Raw genomic sequence first — 18,219 nt, forward strand, 5'->3', positions numbered from 1 at the left:
CCGGTGCCATCCGGTTACCGGGCAATTTTCCCATCTTAAGAACCTTCTGGTTTTTCATCCGCTTTCAGTCAGTTAGCCTAAAATAGTTAGGTCGATAACGAAAATTCAACTGAGAGCAGGGGAATACACCATGCAAAATAAACTACTGATCGCTTCCGTTCTGGCTGCCACCGCAATGTTCACCGTGGCGGGCTGTTCGTCCAATCAGGCCGTAAAAACCACCGATGGCAAAACGATTGTTACTGACGGGAAACCGCAGGTGGATGACGATACCGGTCTGGTATCGTACAAAAACGCCGAAACCGGTCAAACTGAACAGATTAACCGTGACCAGGTTAAATCAATGGGCGAGCTGGATAACTAAAAAAAAGCAGTGGCACATGCCACTGCTTTTTTGCTTCAGGATGATCGATTACCAGCGATGGTTTAACAAAATATGACCGCCGTAGGCGGCATAGCTGTTTTCACCCCACTCGCCGCTGGCACGCAGGGAGATCGTCGTGGTTTCGTTCAGGTTGCCGGTTAAGCCCAACTCTAACTGACCACGATCTTCCGGCGTATCGTTGCTGACGGTCTCGTCGTTGAATGCCAGATCGTTTTGACCTGCACCTTTCAACCAGTTAACCGCAACGTACGGCTGCCAGGCCTTGACGTCCTTCTGCTGGAAGTAGCTTGCTTTAATGCCGAGACGACCAAAGACGCTGTCATTGTCAAGGGTAGTGACGCGTACGCCGTCGCGATCGGTATGATTTTCCTGATCGAGATAGCTGTAGATCACCTGCGCCTGCGGCTCGATCTTCCAGGTGCGTTCATTTTCAGACTGGATTATCCACGCGTGGCCGACTTCAACAGACGCGGCGAAACCTTCACTATCGTAGTCTTCATCGTTGCGATTGCTGGTGACGTTGTTGTTGTACCAGCTGTAAGCGGCCCAGGTATCAACGTAGCTGCCCAGACGTAATTTCTGATCTTCCTGCCAGGTGGCGTACAGCCCAACATTGAAGCCATCAACCTTACCCTGTGCGTCACGTACGTTGTGCTTTGCATCAGAGTGGGTCTTCGCCTGGCCTGCACCGAACATCCCGCCAGCACGCAGGATGCCGTTATCCATTGGCTTGCTCATGAAATCGCTGCCGACTTGCAGTACGGTGGTGGTGGTGTCGTAGCTGACTTTATCGCCACCCGCATCGTTCTCGTGATAGCGACCCTTAACGTACATCCAGGTGTTCAGGTCGTCTTCATTGCGGAAGGTGATCTGGTCGCGATCGTCACGCTTATGCAGGAACATGCTCTGTGCGGCAAGGTAGTTACCTAAGTAAGCACCCACTTCAGGTGCCATGACTTCCGGAGCATTGTTACCGCCGTTGTCAGTGTTGCCGCCGTTATCGGTGTTGCCGCCGTTATCGGTGCTGCCGCCGTTATCGGTGTTGCCGCCGTTGTCGGTGTTGCCGCCGTTATCGGTGTTGCCGCCGTTATCGGTGTTACCGCCGTTGTCGGTGTTGCCGCCGTTGTCGGTGTTGCCGCCGTTGTCGGTGTTGCCACCGTTATCGGTGTTGCCGCCATTGTCGGTGTTGCCACCATCATCGGTGTTATCGCCATCATCAGTATTGCCACCGTCATCGGTGTCGTCGGAATGCTCATCAGAAGGCGTCGCCTTTGATTCCAGATACCAGTTGCCGTCACTGTGCTGGTAGAGGTTATATTCCCAGGCGCCTGCGACGACCGGTTTTGCCAGCGTCAGTTGGGCTTCGGAACTGCCGCCGATGCTGACAATTTCCATACCGTTAATGGTTTGCGCGCCTGCGCCGCCAATGTTGGTGATGCTGATGCCGGACTGACCGAAGCTGCTGCCCGTAATAGTGAGGTGATCAGTTGGTGAATTATCTTCACCCAGGGTGCTGTTCATCACGATCTGGCTACCGTCAGAGCCGGTGTAGTCGCCATTAATCGTAAAATTATTGCCAACGCTATTATTAGCCGCACTGAGTAACAGCGTGCCGCCATTAGTCACGTTGCCGTTGATGGTATCGACGCCGGAAGCGCTGAGCGTGGAGTTACCCTGGACTGCATTCCATGCCGCCAGCGTACCGCCGCTAAGAACCGCGATGTTGTTGTTCACTTCGCCTGCGGTGGCAAAGGTCGCGCCATTTTCAACGGTAACGGTGGCGTTACTGCCCTTGACGCCGAGCGTTGCGCCGGTGGAGACCAGCGTGGTGCCGCCGTGCAGAACCGTATCCCCTGTATAGCTATTTTTGCCCGTCAGGGTCAGGGTGTTGGAATCAACTTTTTCGACGTTACCGCTACCGGTCATGTCGGTGGCGAAAGTGAAATCGCTTCCCTGGTTAAAAATGACGGTACCGTTGTTGGTGAGCCCACCGCTGAGGGTCGCGGTTTTTTCGCCATCGCCCAGTTGCAACGAAGCATCTTTGGCCACCCGAGTATTACCGGTATTCGATACCGCGCCTGACAGGGTTAACGCGCCCGTGTCTATCAGCAAGGAATCGCCAGAGCCAATAATATCGAGATCGCCCGACAGCGCCCAATTTTCGCCCATCATTTTTATACTGGCAAAACCGTCGCCTTCGTTCAGACCCACAAAGTTACTGTCTTCCGTACCGGTGCCGATCAGGGTGAGAGTGTTTCCCGTGGAATTGGTGGAAATAACGTCACCGATAAGAGTGGAACCCGTATCAAGCACCAGGGTGTTATTTTTATTGCTGGCAAACATAACAGCGGCTGTATCACCACTAATCGTTCCGCTATTCGTGATATCTACTTTTGCATTATTCGTTACATTAAAACCGTATTGCGCACCCTGCACGTTACCAGTATTTATGACCTTAGTGTTACCCTCGCTCAGAGCGATTCCATCATTCGCTGTGCCAGTGATCGTACCCGCATTATTAATGGCAACGCCTGCAAGTGCGTTCAGGCCAGTTTTACCTTTAATAACTCCGGTTGTGCTATTTGAAATACTTACAGCCGATGAGTTTTCACTAACGAATATACCATCCTCAAAAGCGGTTATATTCCCACGGTTGCTAATTTCACCTTGCATTGATTCAATACTAATAGCTGTAGCCGATTTCGATGTGATGGCGGCACCTTCCTCGTTATTCACCACAACACGTTGCGCGGCAGTATTTATATCCAGGCCAGTTTCCCTACCGGAAATATTCCCTTCGTTAGTGATATTATTGATAGTAAACCCAGTGACAGATACCGCCGCTTCACTATCTGCGGAAGATATCGTCACGTCTTTATTAATAACATATTCAGCATCGGCTGAGAAATCTTGAGGAACAGAAGTTGATTGGTCAATCGTTGCAGAAAACGCAACCGCAGGGGTGCATATCAACAAGGCAGGAAATATCTTTCCCAGAGTTTTGGTTGTATTATTTAATTGGGAGGGTTTGTTGCTCATGTACACATCCATTTGAGTGAGAAGGAATATTCGACACGTGTGTGAAACGTATATCGATCGCCTAAATAATGAGCTCAAAACAAAGAGCGTAAAATTATTATTTTTTCAATGGGTTATGTACAGACTGTTTTATTAAAGAATGACTTAAGGTCCTCTAAAAATATCTGTTGGCAATATGAGTTGTTACTATTATTTTGCGGCATGAATTTGTCGTACGCGTCGTTTTCTTTCTTTAGCGCCGTAATCGCTGTTAAGCTGGTGATGATTGCCAATACTTGCGATTTACTTTGAAGCGTAAGATGACTCCTTTAAGTCGGGGTGGTAACTGTCTACACTCATTGCTACAAGAAAAGTAAAAGACGGGCATATACATGATTCTGATAATTTATGCGCACCCCTATCCGCAGCACTCGCATGCGAATAAGCGGATGCTTGAGCAGGCAAGGACGCTTGAAAACGTAGAGATACGTTCCCTCTATCAACTCTACCCTGATTTCAATATCGATGTCGCTGCCGAACAGGAGGCGCTCTCCCGTGCCGATCTGATCGTCTGGCAGCATCCGATGCAGTGGTACAGCACGCCTCCGCTGCTGAAATTGTGGATCGACAAAGTTTTCTCCCACGGTTGGGCATATGGACACAACGGCAACGCGCTTCAGGGCAAAAGCCTGATGTGGGCTGTTACCACCGGCGGGGGGGAAAGCCACTTTGAGATTGGCGCCTTCCCCGGATTTGACGTGCTGGCGCAGCCGCTCCAGGCTACTGCCCTTTACTGCGGTCTGAACTGGCTTCCGCCTTTTGCGATGCACTGTACCTTTGTCTGCGACGATGAAACCTTGCAGGCGCAGGCTCGTCACTACAAACAACGTTTACTTGAGTGGCAGGAGACGCACAATGGATAGCCATACGCTGATACAGGCGCTGATTTACCTCGGCGCGGCGGCATTAATTGTGCCCGTGGCGGTTCGTCTGGGGCTGGGCTCGGTGCTCGGCTATCTGATTGCCGGGTGTGTGATTGGCCCCTGGGGCTTTCGGCTGGTGACGGATGCCGAGTCGATCCTGCATTTTGCGGAGATCGGCGTGGTGCTGATGCTGTTTGTGATTGGTCTGGAGCTGGATCCGCAGCGGCTGTGGAAACTGCGCGCCTCGGTGTTTGGCGGAGGCGCCCTGCAAATGCTGGCCTGCGGTCTGCTGTTGGGCGGGTTCTGCATTCTGCTGGGGATGGAGTGGAAAGTCGCAGAGCTGATCGGCATGACGCTGGCGCTCTCCTCGACGGCGATTGCCATGCAGGCAATGAACGAGCGTAATCTGACGGTGTCGCAAATGGGGCGCAGCACCTTCTCCGTACTGTTGTTCCAGGATATTGCCGCCATCCCGCTGGTGGCGATGATCCCGCTGCTGGCAACCAGCGGCGCATCAACGACGCTGGGGGCATTTGCCTTATCAGCGCTGAAGGTTGCCGGTGCGCTGGCGCTGGTTGTTCTGCTTGGTCGCTACGTAACGCGTCCGCTGCTGCGCTTTGTTGCTCGCTCTGGCCTGCGCGAAGTATTCAGCGCCGTTGCGTTATTCCTGGTGTTTGGTTTTGGATTGCTGCTGGAAGAGGCCGGGCTGTCGATGGCAATGGGCGCCTTCCTCGCGGGGGTCTTACTGGCAAGCTCCGAATACCGTCACGCGCTGGAAAGCGATATCGAGCCGTTTAAAGGATTGCTGCTGGGGCTGTTTTTCATCGGCGTCGGGATGTCTATCGACTTCGGGACGCTGGTAACCCATCCGCTGCGCATCATCATTCTGCTGGTGGGTTTCCTGGTCATTAAAATGGCGATGCTGTGGCTGATTGCCCGCCCGTTAAATGTGCCAAAACCGCAACGCCGCTGGTTTGCCGTGCTGCTGGGGCAGGGGAGTGAGTTTGCTTTCGTTGTCTTTGGCGCAGCGCAGATGGCAAATGTACTTGATCCGGAATGGGCAAAAGCGCTGACGCTGGCGGTTGCGCTGTCGATGGCCGCAACGCCGATCCTGCTGGTGCTGCTGACGCGTCTGGAAAAAACGGGAAGCGAACAGGAGCGAGAAGCCGATGAGATCGACGAGGAGCAGCCGCGGGTGATCATCGCCGGATTTGGCCGCTTCGGGCAGATTACTGGCCGTTTACTGCTCTCCAGCGGAGTCAAAATGGTTATCCTCGATCACGATCCTGACCATGTCGATACGCTGCGTAAATTCGATATGAAAGTGTTTTACGGTGATGCGACGCGAGTTGATCTGCTGGAATCCGCCGGGGCGGCGAAAGCCGAGGTGTTGATTAATGCCATTGACGATCCAGAGACCAGTATGCAGATGGTTGAGCTGGTTAAAGAGCATTTTCCGCATCTGACCATTATCTCCCGTGCGCGCGATGTGGATCACTACATCCAGCTGCGTCAGGCGGGTGTGGCAGCCCCTGAACGTGAAACCTTCGAAGGGGCGCTCAAATCTGGCCGCATGGCGCTGGAAAGCCTGGGGCTTGGCGCGTATGAGGCACGTGAGCGTGCCGATCTGTTCCGCCGTTTTAATCATGAGATGGTGGAAGAGATGGTGGCGATGGCGAGCAGTACGGCAACCGAACGCGCTGCGGTGTTTAAACGCACCAGCACCATGCTGACGGAGATCATCAACGAGGATCGTAATCATCTGTCGCTGGTTCAGCGCCACGGCTGGCAAGGAACGGAAGAGGGCAAGCATACTGGTGATCCTGCGGATGAACCGGAGAGTAAACCCTCTGCGTGAAGTGGAGTTGCCAGCAATATTAAAAAATTTCTAATTCTTTACCCTGCCGCCAGTCGACGAAAGATTAAGCTTTCCGTATAGTGGCGGCAATTTTTTGCATCCGGGAAATTTTCAATGATCAGTCTGATTGCAGCGCTGGCGGTAGACCGCGTTATCGGCATGGAAAACGCCATGCCGTGGAACCTGCCTGCCGATCTCGCATGGTTTAAACGTACTACGTTAAACAAGCCGGTAGTGATGGGCCGCCTGACCTGGGAGTCGATTGGTCGTCCACTGCCGGGTCGTAAGAATATTGTGATCAGTAGCCAGCCGGGCACTGACGATCGCGTTCAGTGGGTTAAGTCCGTTGATGAAGCCATTGCCGCCTGCGGCGATGCCGAAGAGATCATGGTGATCGGCGGGGGGCGTGTGTATGAGCAGTTCCTGCCTAAAGCGCAGAAACTGTATCTGACGCACATTGATGCGGAAGTGGAAGGGGATACCCATTTCCCGGATTACGATCCGGACGAGTGGGAGTCCGTATTCAGTGAGTTTCACGATGCGGATGCGCAGAACTCACACAGCTACTGCTTCGAAATTCTGGAACGTCGTTAACGGTTTTATCCTCTCCCCGAAGGGAGAGGATAAACATCTTCAGGAGGCGACTGCCTCACCCTCGCCTAAGTCCAGCTGTCGGTTGGATGGCTGCACAAAGTAAGTTTTATCTTCCCAGCGTAAGCAGGTTAAATCCCCGCCCCAGCAGCATCCGGTATCCAGCGCATAGATATTTTCCGGGGTGCCTTTTCCTTCCAGCGATGCCCAGTGTCCAAATACCACACTGTATTCGTTTGTCACGGGGCCCGGAATCGCAAACCATGGCTTAAGCGGCGCAGGGGCATTTTCAGGCGTATCTTTGCAATACATATCCAGTTGCCCGTTCGGGAAGCAGTAGCGCATCCGCGTAAAAGCATTGGTGATAAAACGCAGTCGTGCCAGGCCGCTGAGGTCATCACTCCAGTTATTTGGCATGTCGCCGTACATCGCATCAAGGAAGAACGGGTAGGAGTCGCTCGCCAGCACCGCTTCGGCGTCGCGCGCGCAGGTTTTTGCCGTCTCAAGATCCCACTGAGGCGTGATGCCGGCATGCGCCATCACCAGTTTTTTCTCTTCGTCAATCTGTAGCAGTGGCTGGCGACGCAGCCAGTTGAGCAACTCATCGGCATCCGGTGCTTCCAGCAGGGGGGTAATGCGATCTTTCGGCTTATTACGGCTGATCCCGGCGTATACGGCCAGCAGATGCAGATCGTGGTTGCCCAGCACCATGCGCACGCTGTCACCCAGCGATTTGACATAGCGGAGGACGTCCAGGGAACCGGGACCGCGCGCCACTAAGTCGCCCGTCAGCCAGAGCGTGTCCTGCCCGGGGGTGAAGTCGACCTGTTTTAATAATGCGATCAGTTCATCGTAGCAACCGTGAACGTCGCCAATCAGATATGTAGACATTAGATTAATGAATAAGTGTAGGTACGGCGAGACGGAATACGGGAATAGCAATGCGGAAAGCATTGCCGTCGGCATCGACCATTTCATAATGGCCTTGCATGGTACCCAGCGGCGTTTCAATTACCGCGCCGCTGGTGTACTGATACTCTTCGCCAGGGGCGATATGGGGTTGTTCACCGACCACGCCTTCGCCCTGGACTTCAATTTCACGGCCATTGCCGTTGGTGATAAGCCAGTAGCGCCCGAGCAGTTGCACAGGCATCCGCCCCAGATTGCGAATGGTTACGGTATAAGCAAAGACAAAACGTTCTTCATCCGGTGTGGATTGGGACTCAATGTAGACGCTTTGAACCTGAACACAGACGCGGGGCGAATCAATCATGGCTTAGCTCTCCTTCGGCGGCGCATTGTCGCTGATGTAATTAGCCAGCTTGCAGTACTGCTCTACGGAAATATTTTCCGCACGCATTGCCGGGTCGATGCCCAACTCAGCTAATACGTCAACGGTAAACAGATTGCCAAGGCTGTTACGAATCGTTTTACGGCGCTGGTTAAAGGCTTCTGTCGTGATACGGCTCAGCACGCGCAGGTCTTTGACCGGGTACGGCATCGTTTTATGTGGCACCAGGCGCACAACCGCAGAATCTACCTTTGGCGGTGGCGTGAATGCGGAAGGCGGTACTTCTAATACCGGGATCACGTTGCAGTAATATTGCGCCATCACGCTTAAACGACCATACGCTTTACTGTTCGGCCCTGCAACCAGACGGTTAACGACCTCTTTTTGCAACATGAAGTGCATGTCGGCAATGGCATCAGTATAGCTAAACAGATGGAACATCAGCGGGGTGGAGATGTTGTACGGCAGGTTACCGAACACGCGCAGCGGCTGTCCCATTTTTTCTGACAGTTCGCCAAAGTTCATGGTCATCGCATCCTGCTGATAAATCGTCAGCTTCGGCCCGAGGAACGGGTGCGTTTGCAGACGCGCGGCCAGATCGCGGTCGAGTTCGATAACGGTCAGTTCGTCGAGGCGTTCGCCTACCGGCTCGGTCAGCGCGGCAAGACCCGGGCCGATTTCGACCATGGCCTGACCTTTCTGCGGATTAATGGCAGAAACGATACTGTCGATCACAAACTGATCGTTGAGGAAGTTTTGCCCGAAGCGTTTACGGGCTAAGTGGCCCTGATGGACTCGATTAGTCATTGAGTATTAACAATCATTTTGATGGCGAGATTAAGCGCCGTAATAAAACTGCCGACATCCGCTTTTCCCTGGCCTGCCAGATCCAGCGCAGTACCGTGGTCAACGGACGTTCGAATAAAGGGTAAACCGAGGGTGATATTCACCCCGCGGCCAAAGCCCTGGTATTTTAGCACGGGCAGACCCTGATCGTGGTACATCGCGAGTACGGCGTCGGCATTATCCAGGTATTTGGGCTGGAAAAGGGTGTCGGCAGGCAGAGGCCCGCTGAGGTTCATCCCCTTCGCCCGCATCTCCTCAAGCACCGGAATGATGGTGTCGATCTCTTCGGTGCCCATATGTCCGCCCTCACCCGCGTGCGGATTCAGGCCGCAAACCAGCACATGCGGCTGCGGAATGCCGAATTTGGTTTGCAGATCGTGATGCAAAATGCCAATGATCTCACGCAAGAGTTCAGGCGTAATGGCATCCGGAATGGCTTTGATCGGCAGGTGCGTTGTTACCAGCGCAACGCGCATTGCTTCGGTTGCCAGCATCATCACCACTTTCGGGCTGTGCGAACGCTCTTCGAAAAATTCGGTATGCCCGGTAAACGGAATGCCCGCGTCATTGATCACGCCTTTATGCACCGGACCGGTGATCAGGGCGGCAAATTCGCCCTGAAGGCAACCGTCACAGGCGCGCGCCAGCGTCTCGACGACGTAGTGGCCGTTTTCGGTGTGTAACTCACCGGGGACAACAGGCGCACGGAGCGGAACAGAAAGCAGGGTGAGAGTACCCGCCTGCTGCGGTGCGGGCTGTTGGCCTTCAACGTAAGGGAGGAGCGTTAAAGGCAGACCGAGCAAAGCTGCCCGGTCTTGTAACAGTGTTGCATCTGCGCAGACAACCAACTCTACCGGCCAGCTGCGCTGGGCGAGCTGAACCACAAGGTCAGGCCCAATCCCGGCGGGTTCGCCGGGGGTGATCACAACACGATGCGGTTTCATCAGTTGCTCAACACTTTTACGTAAGCGCTGGCGCGTTGTTCCTGCATCCAGGTTGCGGCTTCTTCAGAGAACTTACGGTTAAACAGCATGCGATACGCACGGTCTTTCTGCGCCGCGTCGGTTTTATCCACGTTGCGCGTGTCCATCAGCTGGATCAGATGCCAGCCGAAGGAGGAGTGCACCGGCGCGCTCATCTGGCCTTTATTCAGCTTCATTAACGCATCGCGGAAAGCCGGATCGTAAATATCCGCTGCCGCCCAACCCAGGTCACCGCCCTGGTTTGCAGAGCCAGGATCCTGAGAGAACTCTTTTGCCGCTTTATCGAAGGTGGTTTTACCGCTCTTGATGTCTGCGGCGATCTGTTCCAGCTTCGCACGAGCCTGATCGTCAGTCATGATCGGAGACGGCTTAAGCAGGATATGACGCGCATGTACTTCGGTAACCGAAATGTTCTGGCTCTGGCCGCGCAGGTCATTCACTTTCAGAATGTGGAAGCCCACACCGGAACGGATTGGACCGACGATGTCGCCTTTCTTCGCCGTGCTCAGCGCCTGGGCAAACAGGGATGGCAGCTCCTGAATACGGCCCCAGCCCATCTGGCCGCCTTTCAGCGCCTGCTGGTCAGCGGAATAGGTGATCGCCAGCTTGCCGAAGTCATCGCCATTACGCGCCTGCTCAACGATAGCGCGCGCCTGGCTTTCCGCCTCAGCCGCCTGATCGGAGGTTGGGTTTTCCGGCAGTGGGATCAGGATGTGGCTCAGGTTAAGCTCAGTGCTGGCATCATTCTGATTCCCTACCTGTTTTGCCAGGGCATCCACTTCCTGAGGCAGGATGGTGACGCGGCGACGGACTTCATTGTTACGCACTTCTGAAATCAGCATCTCTTTACGGATCTGATTACGGTAGGTGGCATAGCTGATGCCGTCATAGGCCAGGCGGCTACGCATCTGATCCGGGGTAATGTTGTTCTGCTTTGCAATGTTGGCGATCGCCTGATCGAGCTGCTCGTCAGAGATCGTCACGCCCATTTTCTGGCCCATCTGAAGAACAATCTGATCCATGATCAGACGCTCCAGGATCTGGTGGCGCAGCGTAGCGTCATCCGGAAGCTGTTGACCTGCTTCGCCCGAGTTGAGCTTTACAGATTTCATCAAACCGTCAACGTCACTTTCAAGCACGACGCCGTTGTTAACCACAGCCGCGACTTTATCGACAACCTGTGGGGCCGCGAAGCTGGTATTCGCAACCATAGCGACACCGAGTAGCAGCGTTTTCCAGTTCTTCATACTTTTTCCATTTCAATTAACCGCAAAGCGGATTACGTTGTAAATCAAGCACATTACAATGAACTACGATACGGCAGAATGTTCGAGCGCAGCATCTGCTGCGTGCCCAGACCGTAGTTAGAACTCAGGCCGCGCAACTCGATATTAAAGCCGATCACGTTATCATATTTGCCCTGACTGTTTTGCGTATCCCAGCCGTTAAGTTTGCGTTCGTAACCGACACGTATTGCGTAACAGCAGGAGTTGTATTGCAGACCCAGCATCTGGTCAGCAGGTTTTTGGGCATTCGTGTCATAGTAGTAGGCCCCGACGACTGACCAACGATCGGCGATCGGCCAGCTCGCGGCGGTACCCACCTGTGAAATACCGTCTTTGTATTGGTCTGTATTCGCATAGTTTGGCAGCGTCGCCTGGATATACTCCGGGCTGGCGTAACGGTACGTCAACTGCAACATGCGGTCTTCATCACGACGGTATTCGATGGCTGCGCTGCCCGTCGCGATATTGTCCAGTCGTGTATCGTACTGAACACCACCGCGCAGACCCCAACGATCCGTCATGCGCCAGTAGGTGTCGCCCGCCCATACCAGTGAGCCCGTTTTGTTGTCTTTCTCCCAGTTAATGTCGTCATCACCGGTACGAGACTCGGTGAAATAGTAGATTTGACCAACAGAAACGTTAAAACGTTCAACGGCAGCATCATCATATACGCGCGTTGTGACGCCAGTCGTTAACTGGTTAGCAGACGCAATACGGTCAAGCCCGCCGTAGGTACGGTCACGGAACAGGCCGCTGTAGTCTGATTGCAGGAAGGAAGAGTCGTAGTTTTGAATTTTGCTCTGATCGCGATAAGGCACGTACAGATACTGCATACGCGGCTCAAGCGTCTGGGTGTATCCATCGGCGAGAAGGCCCATATCACGTTCGAAGATCAGCTTCCCGTCCATTTTGAATTGCGGAAGCGTACGGTTTACCGACTCTTCAAGATCGGTGCCATAGCGTTTGTTATACCAGTCCAGATTTTTCTGCTGGTAGTGGGTGGCCATCAGCTTAGCTTCGGTATTCAGGCTCGCCCAGTCGTTTGACCACGGCAGATTGATCGTCGGCTCGATATGCAGACGCGTTGATTCCGGCATATCCGAGTTGGTGTTGACGAAATGGACCGCCTGAGCATAAACGCGCGTGTCGAAAGGACCCACATCGTTCTGGTACCAGTTCACGTCCAGCTGCGGCTCGGCACCATAGGTACTACGCGATTGTGTATCAAATACCTGGAACTGTTTGGTCGACACCGTCGCGTCAAAGTTCTCAATGGCGTAGCCCACGCTGAATTTCTGCGTGGCGTAACCGTCGGTACTGGAGCCGTATTTAGAATCAAAGTCGTTGAAGTAATACGGATCGCTGACTTTGGTGTAGTCGATGTTGAAACGCCACACCTGATCCAATACCCCGGCGTGCTTCCAGTAGTACATCCAGCGGTGCTTATCACCTTCGCTCGGATGCTCGTCCTGGAACACCTTATCTGATGGCAGATAATCAAATTCCATCAGACCCGCGCCCGCCTTGGTCAGATAGCGGAATTCGTTCTCCCACATGATGTTACCGCGCTTATGGATATAGTGCGGCGTGATCGTGGCGTCCATGTTGGGCGCAATGTTCCAGTAGTACGGCAGGTAGAACTCAAAGTAGTTCGACGTGCTGTACTTGGCGTTCGGGATCAGGAAACCTGAACGACGTTTGTCACCCACAGGCAGTTGCAGGTAAGGGCTATAGAAAATGGGCACCGGGCCGAGTTTAAAACGGGCGTTCCAGATCTCTGCAACCTGTTCTTCACGGTCGTGGATCACTTCACTGCCCACAACGCTCCAGGTATTTGACCCTGGCAAACAGGAGGTAAACGTGCCGTTTTCGAGAATGGTGTAGCGGTTTTCGCCGCGCTGCTTCATCAGGTCCGCGGTACCGCGCCCCTGACGACCGACCATCTGGTAATCACCTTCCCAGACGTTGGTGTCTTTGGTATTCAGATTCGACCAGGCTTTCGGACCTTTCAGGATGACCTGATTGTCGTCATAGTGCACATTACCCAGCGCATCCACCGTACGGACAGGCGCCTGAGCACCTTCCGGTTGCTTCTGGTGCAATTGCACTTCGTCAGCAAGCAGGCGACTGTTTCCCTGGTTAATATCGACATTGCCCGTAAAGGTCGCATTGTCAGGATAATTACCTTTTGCGCTGTCGGCATTAATGGTGACGGGTAAGTCATTCGTATCGCCTTTCACCAGTGGGCGATTGTAACTTGGGACGCCAAGCATACACTGCGAGGCGAGATCGGCTGCGAGCCCCTGTTGGCTATACAGGGCGGTGCCAATCATTGTGGCCAGAAGGGTGGGGATACGTTTTTTCATACGTTGTATTTTATTGTTCCGTCATCAGTGGCTACGGCTTACAAACGCTCAGAGACTATCTTACTCATCAGCGCAGTACCAGCGTTAATCCTGCCCGTTTGCGCGCCAGAGTGTTAGGCTCGCTATCGAATGACGAGTATGATAATGCAAATTATAGGCGATGTCCCTCAATTGACCGTGGCGCGACCACTGTAATGATGGCGTTGCGTCGGCCAGGAACATGAGCATTCGGGGAGTATATGCAGTATTGGGGTAAAATAATCGGCGTTGCGTTCGCAATTATTATGGGTGCCGGATTCTGGGGTGTTGTTCTTGGCCTCATTATCGGCCATATGTTTGATAAAGCACGCAGCCGCAAAATGGCCTGGTTTGCCAACCAGCGCGAGCGCCAGTCACTCTTTTTCTCCACCACCTTCGAGGTGATGGGGCACTTAACCAAATCAAAAGGACGCGTAACGGAAGCCGATATTCAGGTGGCCAGCGTCTTTATGGATCGCATGAATCTGCACGGCGAATCCCGCATCGCGGCGCAGAATGCGTTTCGGATTGGTAAATCAGATCACTACCCGCTGCGTGAAAAAATGCGGCAGTTCCGTAGCATCTGTTTCGGGCGTTTTGATTTAATTCGGATGTTTCTGGAAATTCAAATCCAGGCCGCCTTCGCGGATGGCTCTCTGCATCCGAATGAACGGGACGTCCTGTATGTGATTGCTGAAGAGTTGGGCATTTCCCGCATGCAGTTCGATCAGTTCCTGCGCATGATGCAGGGCGGCGCGCACTTTGGCGGCGGTTATCAGCAGCAATCGTCCGGCGGCGGCTGGCAGCAGGCGCAGCGTGGCCCTACGCTTGAAGATGCCTGTAACGTCCTCGGCGTGAAGCCGTCTGACGATGTTACGACCATCAAACGCGCCTATCGTAAGCTGATGAGCGAGCACCATCCGGATAAGCTGGTGGCGAAAGGCCTGCCGCCAGAGATGATGGAGATGGCGAAACAGAAAGCGCAGGAAATCCAGAAAGCCTACGAGCTAATTAAAGAGCAGAAAGGTTTTAAATAAAAAAATGGCCCGACAGTGTCGGGCCATTTTTTCAGAAGTCCACCGGGGCTTTGAACGTCATGGCGTTGCCGAAAGCAGGGTGGGTGATGGTGAGCGTCTGCGCATGCAGTTGCAGGCGCGGCGCTAACGCCAGCGCTTCCGGCGGCGCATAGAATCTGTCCCCCAGAATGGGGTGACCCATCGCAAGCATATGCACACGCAGCTGGTGGGAGCGCCCGGTAATCGGCTTCAGCAGGACGCGCGCGGTGTTATCCGGCGCGTACTCCAGCACTTCATACTCGGTTTGCGCGGCCTTGCCGGTTTCGTAACACACCTTCTGCTTTGGCCGGTTCGGCCAGTCGCAAATCAGCGGTAAATCCACCAGCCCTTCCGCCTGTGCCGGATGGCCCCAGACGCGCGCGACATACTGTTTCTTCGGCTCGCGCTCGCGGAACTGACGCTTCAGCTCGCGTTCTGCCGCTTTATTCAGAGCCACCACAATCACGCCGCTGGTCGCCATATCCAGACGATGGACAGACTCGGCCTGGGGATAATCACGCTGGATACGCGTCATCACGCTGTCTTTATGCTCTTCCAGACGCCCCGGCACGGATAACAAGCCGCTCGGCTTGTTAACCACCATAATATGCTCGTCCTGATACAGAATGACCAGCCACGGATCCATCGGGGGATTGTAGGGCTCCATTACCATCTTGCGCTCCGCTTACTGATGCGTCACAACGATAAGACGCAGGGCGTCGAGACGCCATCCCGCCTGATTCAGGCTTTCCAGCACCTGCTGGCGGTTGCTCTCAATGGCGGCCAGCTCATCGTCACGAATGTTAGGGTTCACTGCTTTCAACGCTTCCAGACGCGACAGCTCGGCAGAAAGCTTCTCATCGGCTTCGCTACGCGCCGCATCGATCAGCACTCTGGCCGCTTTTTCGGCCTGGGCTTCACCCAGTTGCAGAATGGCATGCACGTCCTGCTGCACCGCATTCACCAGCTTACTGCCGGTATGGCGGTTCACCGCGCTCAGCTGACGGTTGAAGCTTTCAAACTCCACCTGGCCGGCCAGGTTCGTACCGTTTTTATCCAGCAGCAGACGCACCGGGGTTGGCGGCAGGAAGCGGTTAAGCTGAAGCTGTTTCGGCGCCTGCGCTTCCACAACGTAGATCAGCTCCACCAGCAGCGTGCCCACAGGCAAGGCTTTGTTCTTCAACAGGGAGATGGTGCTGCTGCCGGTATCGCCGGAGAGGATCAGATCCAGACCGTTGCGGATCAGCGGGTGCTCCCAGGTGATGAACTGTGCATCTTCGCGGGAAAGCGCCACATCACGCTCAAAGGTGATGGTGCAGCCGTCTTCCGGCAGGCCCGGGAAATCCGGCACCAGCATATGATCGGACGGGGTCAGCACGATCATGTTCTCGCCGCGATCGTCCTGGTTAATGCCGACGATGTCGAACAGGTTCATGGAGAAGCTGATCAGGCTGGTGTCATCGTCCTGTTCTTCGATACTTTCGGCCAGCTGCTGCGCTTTTTCACCGCCGTTGGAGTGGATCTCCAGCAGGCGATCGCGACCCTGCTCCAGCTGAGCTTTCAACGCGTCGTGCTTCTCTCGACAGGATTTGATCAGCTCATCAAAGCCCTCGGTGTTTTCCGGCGCCGCGAGGTAACCGATCAGATCGCTATGCACCTGGTCATAAATGGTGCGGCCCGTCGGGCAGGTATGTTCAAACGCATCCAGGCCTTCGTGGTACCAGCGAACCAGAACGGATTGGGCGGTTTTCTCCAGATACGGAACGTGGATCTGAATATCGTGCGCCTGACCGATACGATCCAGACGGCCGATTCGCTGCTCCAGCAGATCCGGGTTAAACGGCAGATCGAACATCACAAGATTGCTGGCGAACTGGAAGTTACGGCCTTCAGAACCGATTTCGGAGCACAGCAGAACCTGCGCGCCGCTGTCCTCTTCACTAAACCACGCCGCAGCGCGGTCGCGCTCGATAATAGACATGCCTTCATGGAACACGGCGGCGCGAATACCTTCGCGCTCGCGCAGCACTTGTTCAAGTTGCAGGGCGGTGGCTGCCTTGGCGCAGATCACCAGCACCTTCCGGGAACGGTGCGCGGTCAGATAACCCATTAACCACTCCACGCGCGGATCGAAGTTCCACCAGGTGCCAGTGTCGCCTTCAAATTCCTGATAAATTTGCTCCGGGTAGAGCATATCGCGCGCGCGATCTTCCGCTGATTTACGGGTGCCCATAATGCCGGAGACTTTAATCGCCGTCTGGTACTGGGTCGGCAGCGGCAGTTTGATGGTGTGCAGCTCGCGTTTCGGGAAGCCTTTCACGCCGTTACGGGTGTTGCGGAACAGCACGCGGCTGGTGCCGTGACGGTCCATCAGCATGTCGATCAGCTCTTTACGCGCAGATCCCGCATTATCGCTGTCGCTGTTCGCGGCCTGAAGCAGCGGCTCAATATCCTGCTCGCCGATCAGATCGCTGAGGGTGTTAAGTTCATCATTAGAGAGACGATTACCGGCCAGCAGCAGCGCAACGGCGTCCGCCACCGGACGGTAGTTTTTCTGCTCTTCAACAAACTGCTCAAAATCGTGGAATCGGTTCGGATCGAGCAGGCGCAGACGGGCGAAGTGGCTCTCAAGACCCAGCTGCTCCGGGGTGGCGGTCAGAAGCAGAACGCCCGGTACGCGCTCGGCAAGCTGCTCAATCGCCATGTATTCACGGCTTGGCGCATCTTCGCTCCAGACGAGGTGGTGCGCTTCGTCGACGACCATCAGATCCCATTCTGCGTCGCACAGGTGCTCCAGGCGCTGCTTGCTGCGGCGTACGAAGTCCAGGGAGCAGATCACCAGCTGTTCGGTTTCAAACGGGTTGTCCGCGTCGTGCTGGGCTTCGGCATAGCGCTCGTCGTCGAACAGGGAGAAGCGCAGGTTAAAGCGGCGCAGCATCTCGACCAGCCACTGGTGTTGCAGCGTTTCCGGCACCACAATCAGCACGCGCTCGGCAGCGCCAGAGAGCAGCTGCTGGTGCAGGATCATGCCTGCTTCGATGGTTTTACCCAGGCCCACTTCGTCAGCCAGCAGCACGCGAGGCGCATGGCGACGGCCCACGTCATGGGCGATATTCAGCTGATGGGGAATAAGGCTGGTACGCTGGCCGCGCAGGCCGCTCCACGGCATGCGGTACTGTTCACTCTGGAACTTACGCGCGCGGTAGCGCAGGGAGAAGCGATCCATTCGGTCGATTTGCCCGGCAAACAGACGGTCCTGCGGCTTGCTGAAAACCAGTTTGCTGTCGAGCAGCACTTCACGCAGGATAACATTCGTCTCGTCGGTATCAAGACGCGTTCCAATGTAGGCGAGCAGTCCATTCTCTTCTTTTACGTCTTCAACCTTCAGCTGCCAGCCTTCGTGGCTGGTCACGGTGTCGCCCGGATTGAACATTACGCGGGTAACAGGGGAGTCATTGCGAGCGTACAGGCGGTTTTCACCGGTAGCAGGGAAAAGGAGGGTAACCATGCGCGCATCGACGGCAACGACGGTTCCTAATCCAAGTTCGCTTTCTGTATCGCTGATCCAGCGTTGACCAAGTGTAAAAGGCATAGTTGTT

At 54.6% G+C, this 18,219-nt stretch carries 14 protein-coding genes; 5 read left to right on the forward strand and 9 right to left on the reverse strand.

The window, feature by feature from the left end:
- Positions 1-130: 130 nt before the first annotated feature.
- Complete coding sequence (locus IMQ56_RS13180; RefSeq protein ID WP_003856439.1) at positions 131-364, forward strand: YgdI/YgdR family lipoprotein; 234 nt, start codon at positions 131-133, stop codon at positions 362-364.
- A gap of 48 nt (positions 365-412) precedes the next feature.
- Here the strand turns inward: IMQ56_RS13180 and IMQ56_RS13185 are convergent, their stop codons facing one another.
- Positions 413-3,424: an autotransporter outer membrane beta-barrel domain-containing protein gene (locus IMQ56_RS13185; protein ID WP_196064053.1), complete on the reverse strand. Its 3,012-nt coding sequence runs from the start codon at positions 3,422-3,424 to the stop codon at positions 413-415.
- A gap of 371 nt (positions 3,425-3,795) precedes the next feature.
- Here IMQ56_RS13185 and kefF point away from each other — a divergent pair, with 371 nt between their 5' ends.
- From kefF to folA, 3 genes are all read left to right on the forward strand, one after another.
- Positions 3,796-4,326 (forward strand): glutathione-regulated potassium-efflux system oxidoreductase KefF, encoded by a 531-nt coding sequence (gene kefF / locus IMQ56_RS13190; RefSeq protein ID WP_017383806.1) that lies wholly within the window; start codon positions 3,796-3,798, stop codon positions 4,324-4,326.
- Positions 4,319-6,184 carry a glutathione-regulated potassium-efflux system protein KefC gene (kefC, locus tag IMQ56_RS13195; protein ID WP_015572648.1) on the forward strand — a complete coding sequence of 622 codons (1,866 nt, stop codon included), beginning with the start codon at positions 4,319-4,321 and terminating at the stop codon, positions 6,182-6,184. Before kefF ends, kefC begins: the two co-directional genes overlap by 8 nt.
- Positions 6,185-6,298: 114 nt before the next feature.
- Positions 6,299-6,778: a type 3 dihydrofolate reductase gene (gene folA / locus IMQ56_RS13200; RefSeq protein WP_003856431.1), complete on the forward strand. Its 480-nt coding sequence runs from the start codon at positions 6,299-6,301 to the stop codon at positions 6,776-6,778.
- Between the two features lie 39 nt (positions 6,779-6,817).
- Here the strand turns inward: folA and apaH are convergent, their stop codons facing one another.
- The 6 genes from apaH to lptD are packed head-to-tail and all read right to left on the reverse strand — an operon-like array spanning position 6,818 to position 13,547.
- A complete protein-coding gene (gene apaH, locus IMQ56_RS13205; RefSeq protein WP_015572649.1) occupies positions 6,818-7,666 on the reverse strand; it encodes a bis(5'-nucleosyl)-tetraphosphatase (symmetrical) ApaH in 849 nt (282 codons plus the stop codon).
- 4 nt (positions 7,667-7,670) lie between these two features.
- Positions 7,671-8,048 carry a Co2+/Mg2+ efflux protein ApaG gene (apaG, locus tag IMQ56_RS13210; protein ID WP_003856425.1) on the reverse strand — a complete coding sequence of 126 codons (378 nt, stop codon included), beginning with the start codon at positions 8,046-8,048 and terminating at the stop codon, positions 7,671-7,673.
- Positions 8,049-8,051: 3 nt separating this feature from the next.
- The gene (gene rsmA / locus IMQ56_RS13215; protein ID WP_003856423.1) at positions 8,052-8,873 is read right to left on the reverse strand and encodes a 16S rRNA (adenine(1518)-N(6)/adenine(1519)-N(6))-dimethyltransferase RsmA; all 822 of its coding nucleotides are present in this window, start codon (positions 8,871-8,873) and stop codon (positions 8,052-8,054) included.
- Positions 8,870-9,859, reverse strand: a complete 990-nt coding sequence (gene pdxA, locus IMQ56_RS13220) for a 4-hydroxythreonine-4-phosphate dehydrogenase PdxA (RefSeq protein ID WP_026080650.1) — start codon at positions 9,857-9,859, stop codon at positions 8,870-8,872. Before pdxA ends, rsmA begins: the two co-directional genes overlap by 4 nt.
- Positions 9,856-11,142 (reverse strand): peptidylprolyl isomerase SurA, encoded by a 1,287-nt coding sequence (gene surA / locus IMQ56_RS13225; RefSeq protein WP_017383803.1) that lies wholly within the window; start codon positions 11,140-11,142, stop codon positions 9,856-9,858. The genes pdxA and surA overlap by 4 nt, the downstream gene beginning before the upstream one ends.
- Positions 11,143-11,195: 53 nt before the next feature.
- Positions 11,196-13,547 carry an LPS assembly protein LptD gene (gene lptD / locus IMQ56_RS13230; RefSeq protein ID WP_017383802.1) on the reverse strand — a complete coding sequence of 784 codons (2,352 nt, stop codon included), beginning with the start codon at positions 13,545-13,547 and terminating at the stop codon, positions 11,196-11,198.
- Between the two features lie 239 nt (positions 13,548-13,786).
- Here lptD and djlA point away from each other — a divergent pair, with 239 nt between their 5' ends.
- A complete protein-coding gene (djlA, locus tag IMQ56_RS13235; protein ID WP_015572652.1) occupies positions 13,787-14,602 on the forward strand; it encodes a co-chaperone DjlA in 816 nt (271 codons plus the stop codon).
- A 31-nt stretch (positions 14,603-14,633) separates the two neighbouring features.
- On the opposite strand, the gene rluA is transcribed toward djlA, so the two are convergent.
- Complete coding sequence (gene rluA / locus IMQ56_RS13240) at positions 14,634-15,293, reverse strand: bifunctional tRNA pseudouridine(32) synthase/23S rRNA pseudouridine(746) synthase RluA (RefSeq protein WP_003856412.1); 660 nt, start codon at positions 15,291-15,293, stop codon at positions 14,634-14,636.
- Positions 15,294-15,305: 12 nt separating this feature from the next.
- On the reverse strand, positions 15,306-18,212 hold the full coding sequence (gene rapA, locus IMQ56_RS13245) for an RNA polymerase-associated protein RapA (RefSeq protein WP_015572654.1): 2,907 nt from the start codon (positions 18,210-18,212) through the stop codon (positions 15,306-15,308).
- Between the last annotated feature and the right edge of the window lie 7 nt (positions 18,213-18,219).

The sequence above is a fragment of the Enterobacter sp. Res13-Sevr-PEC09-46 genome, from assembly GCF_015672585.1.
Taxonomy (GTDB): domain Bacteria; phylum Pseudomonadota; class Gammaproteobacteria; order Enterobacterales; family Enterobacteriaceae; genus Enterobacter; species Enterobacter hormaechei_C.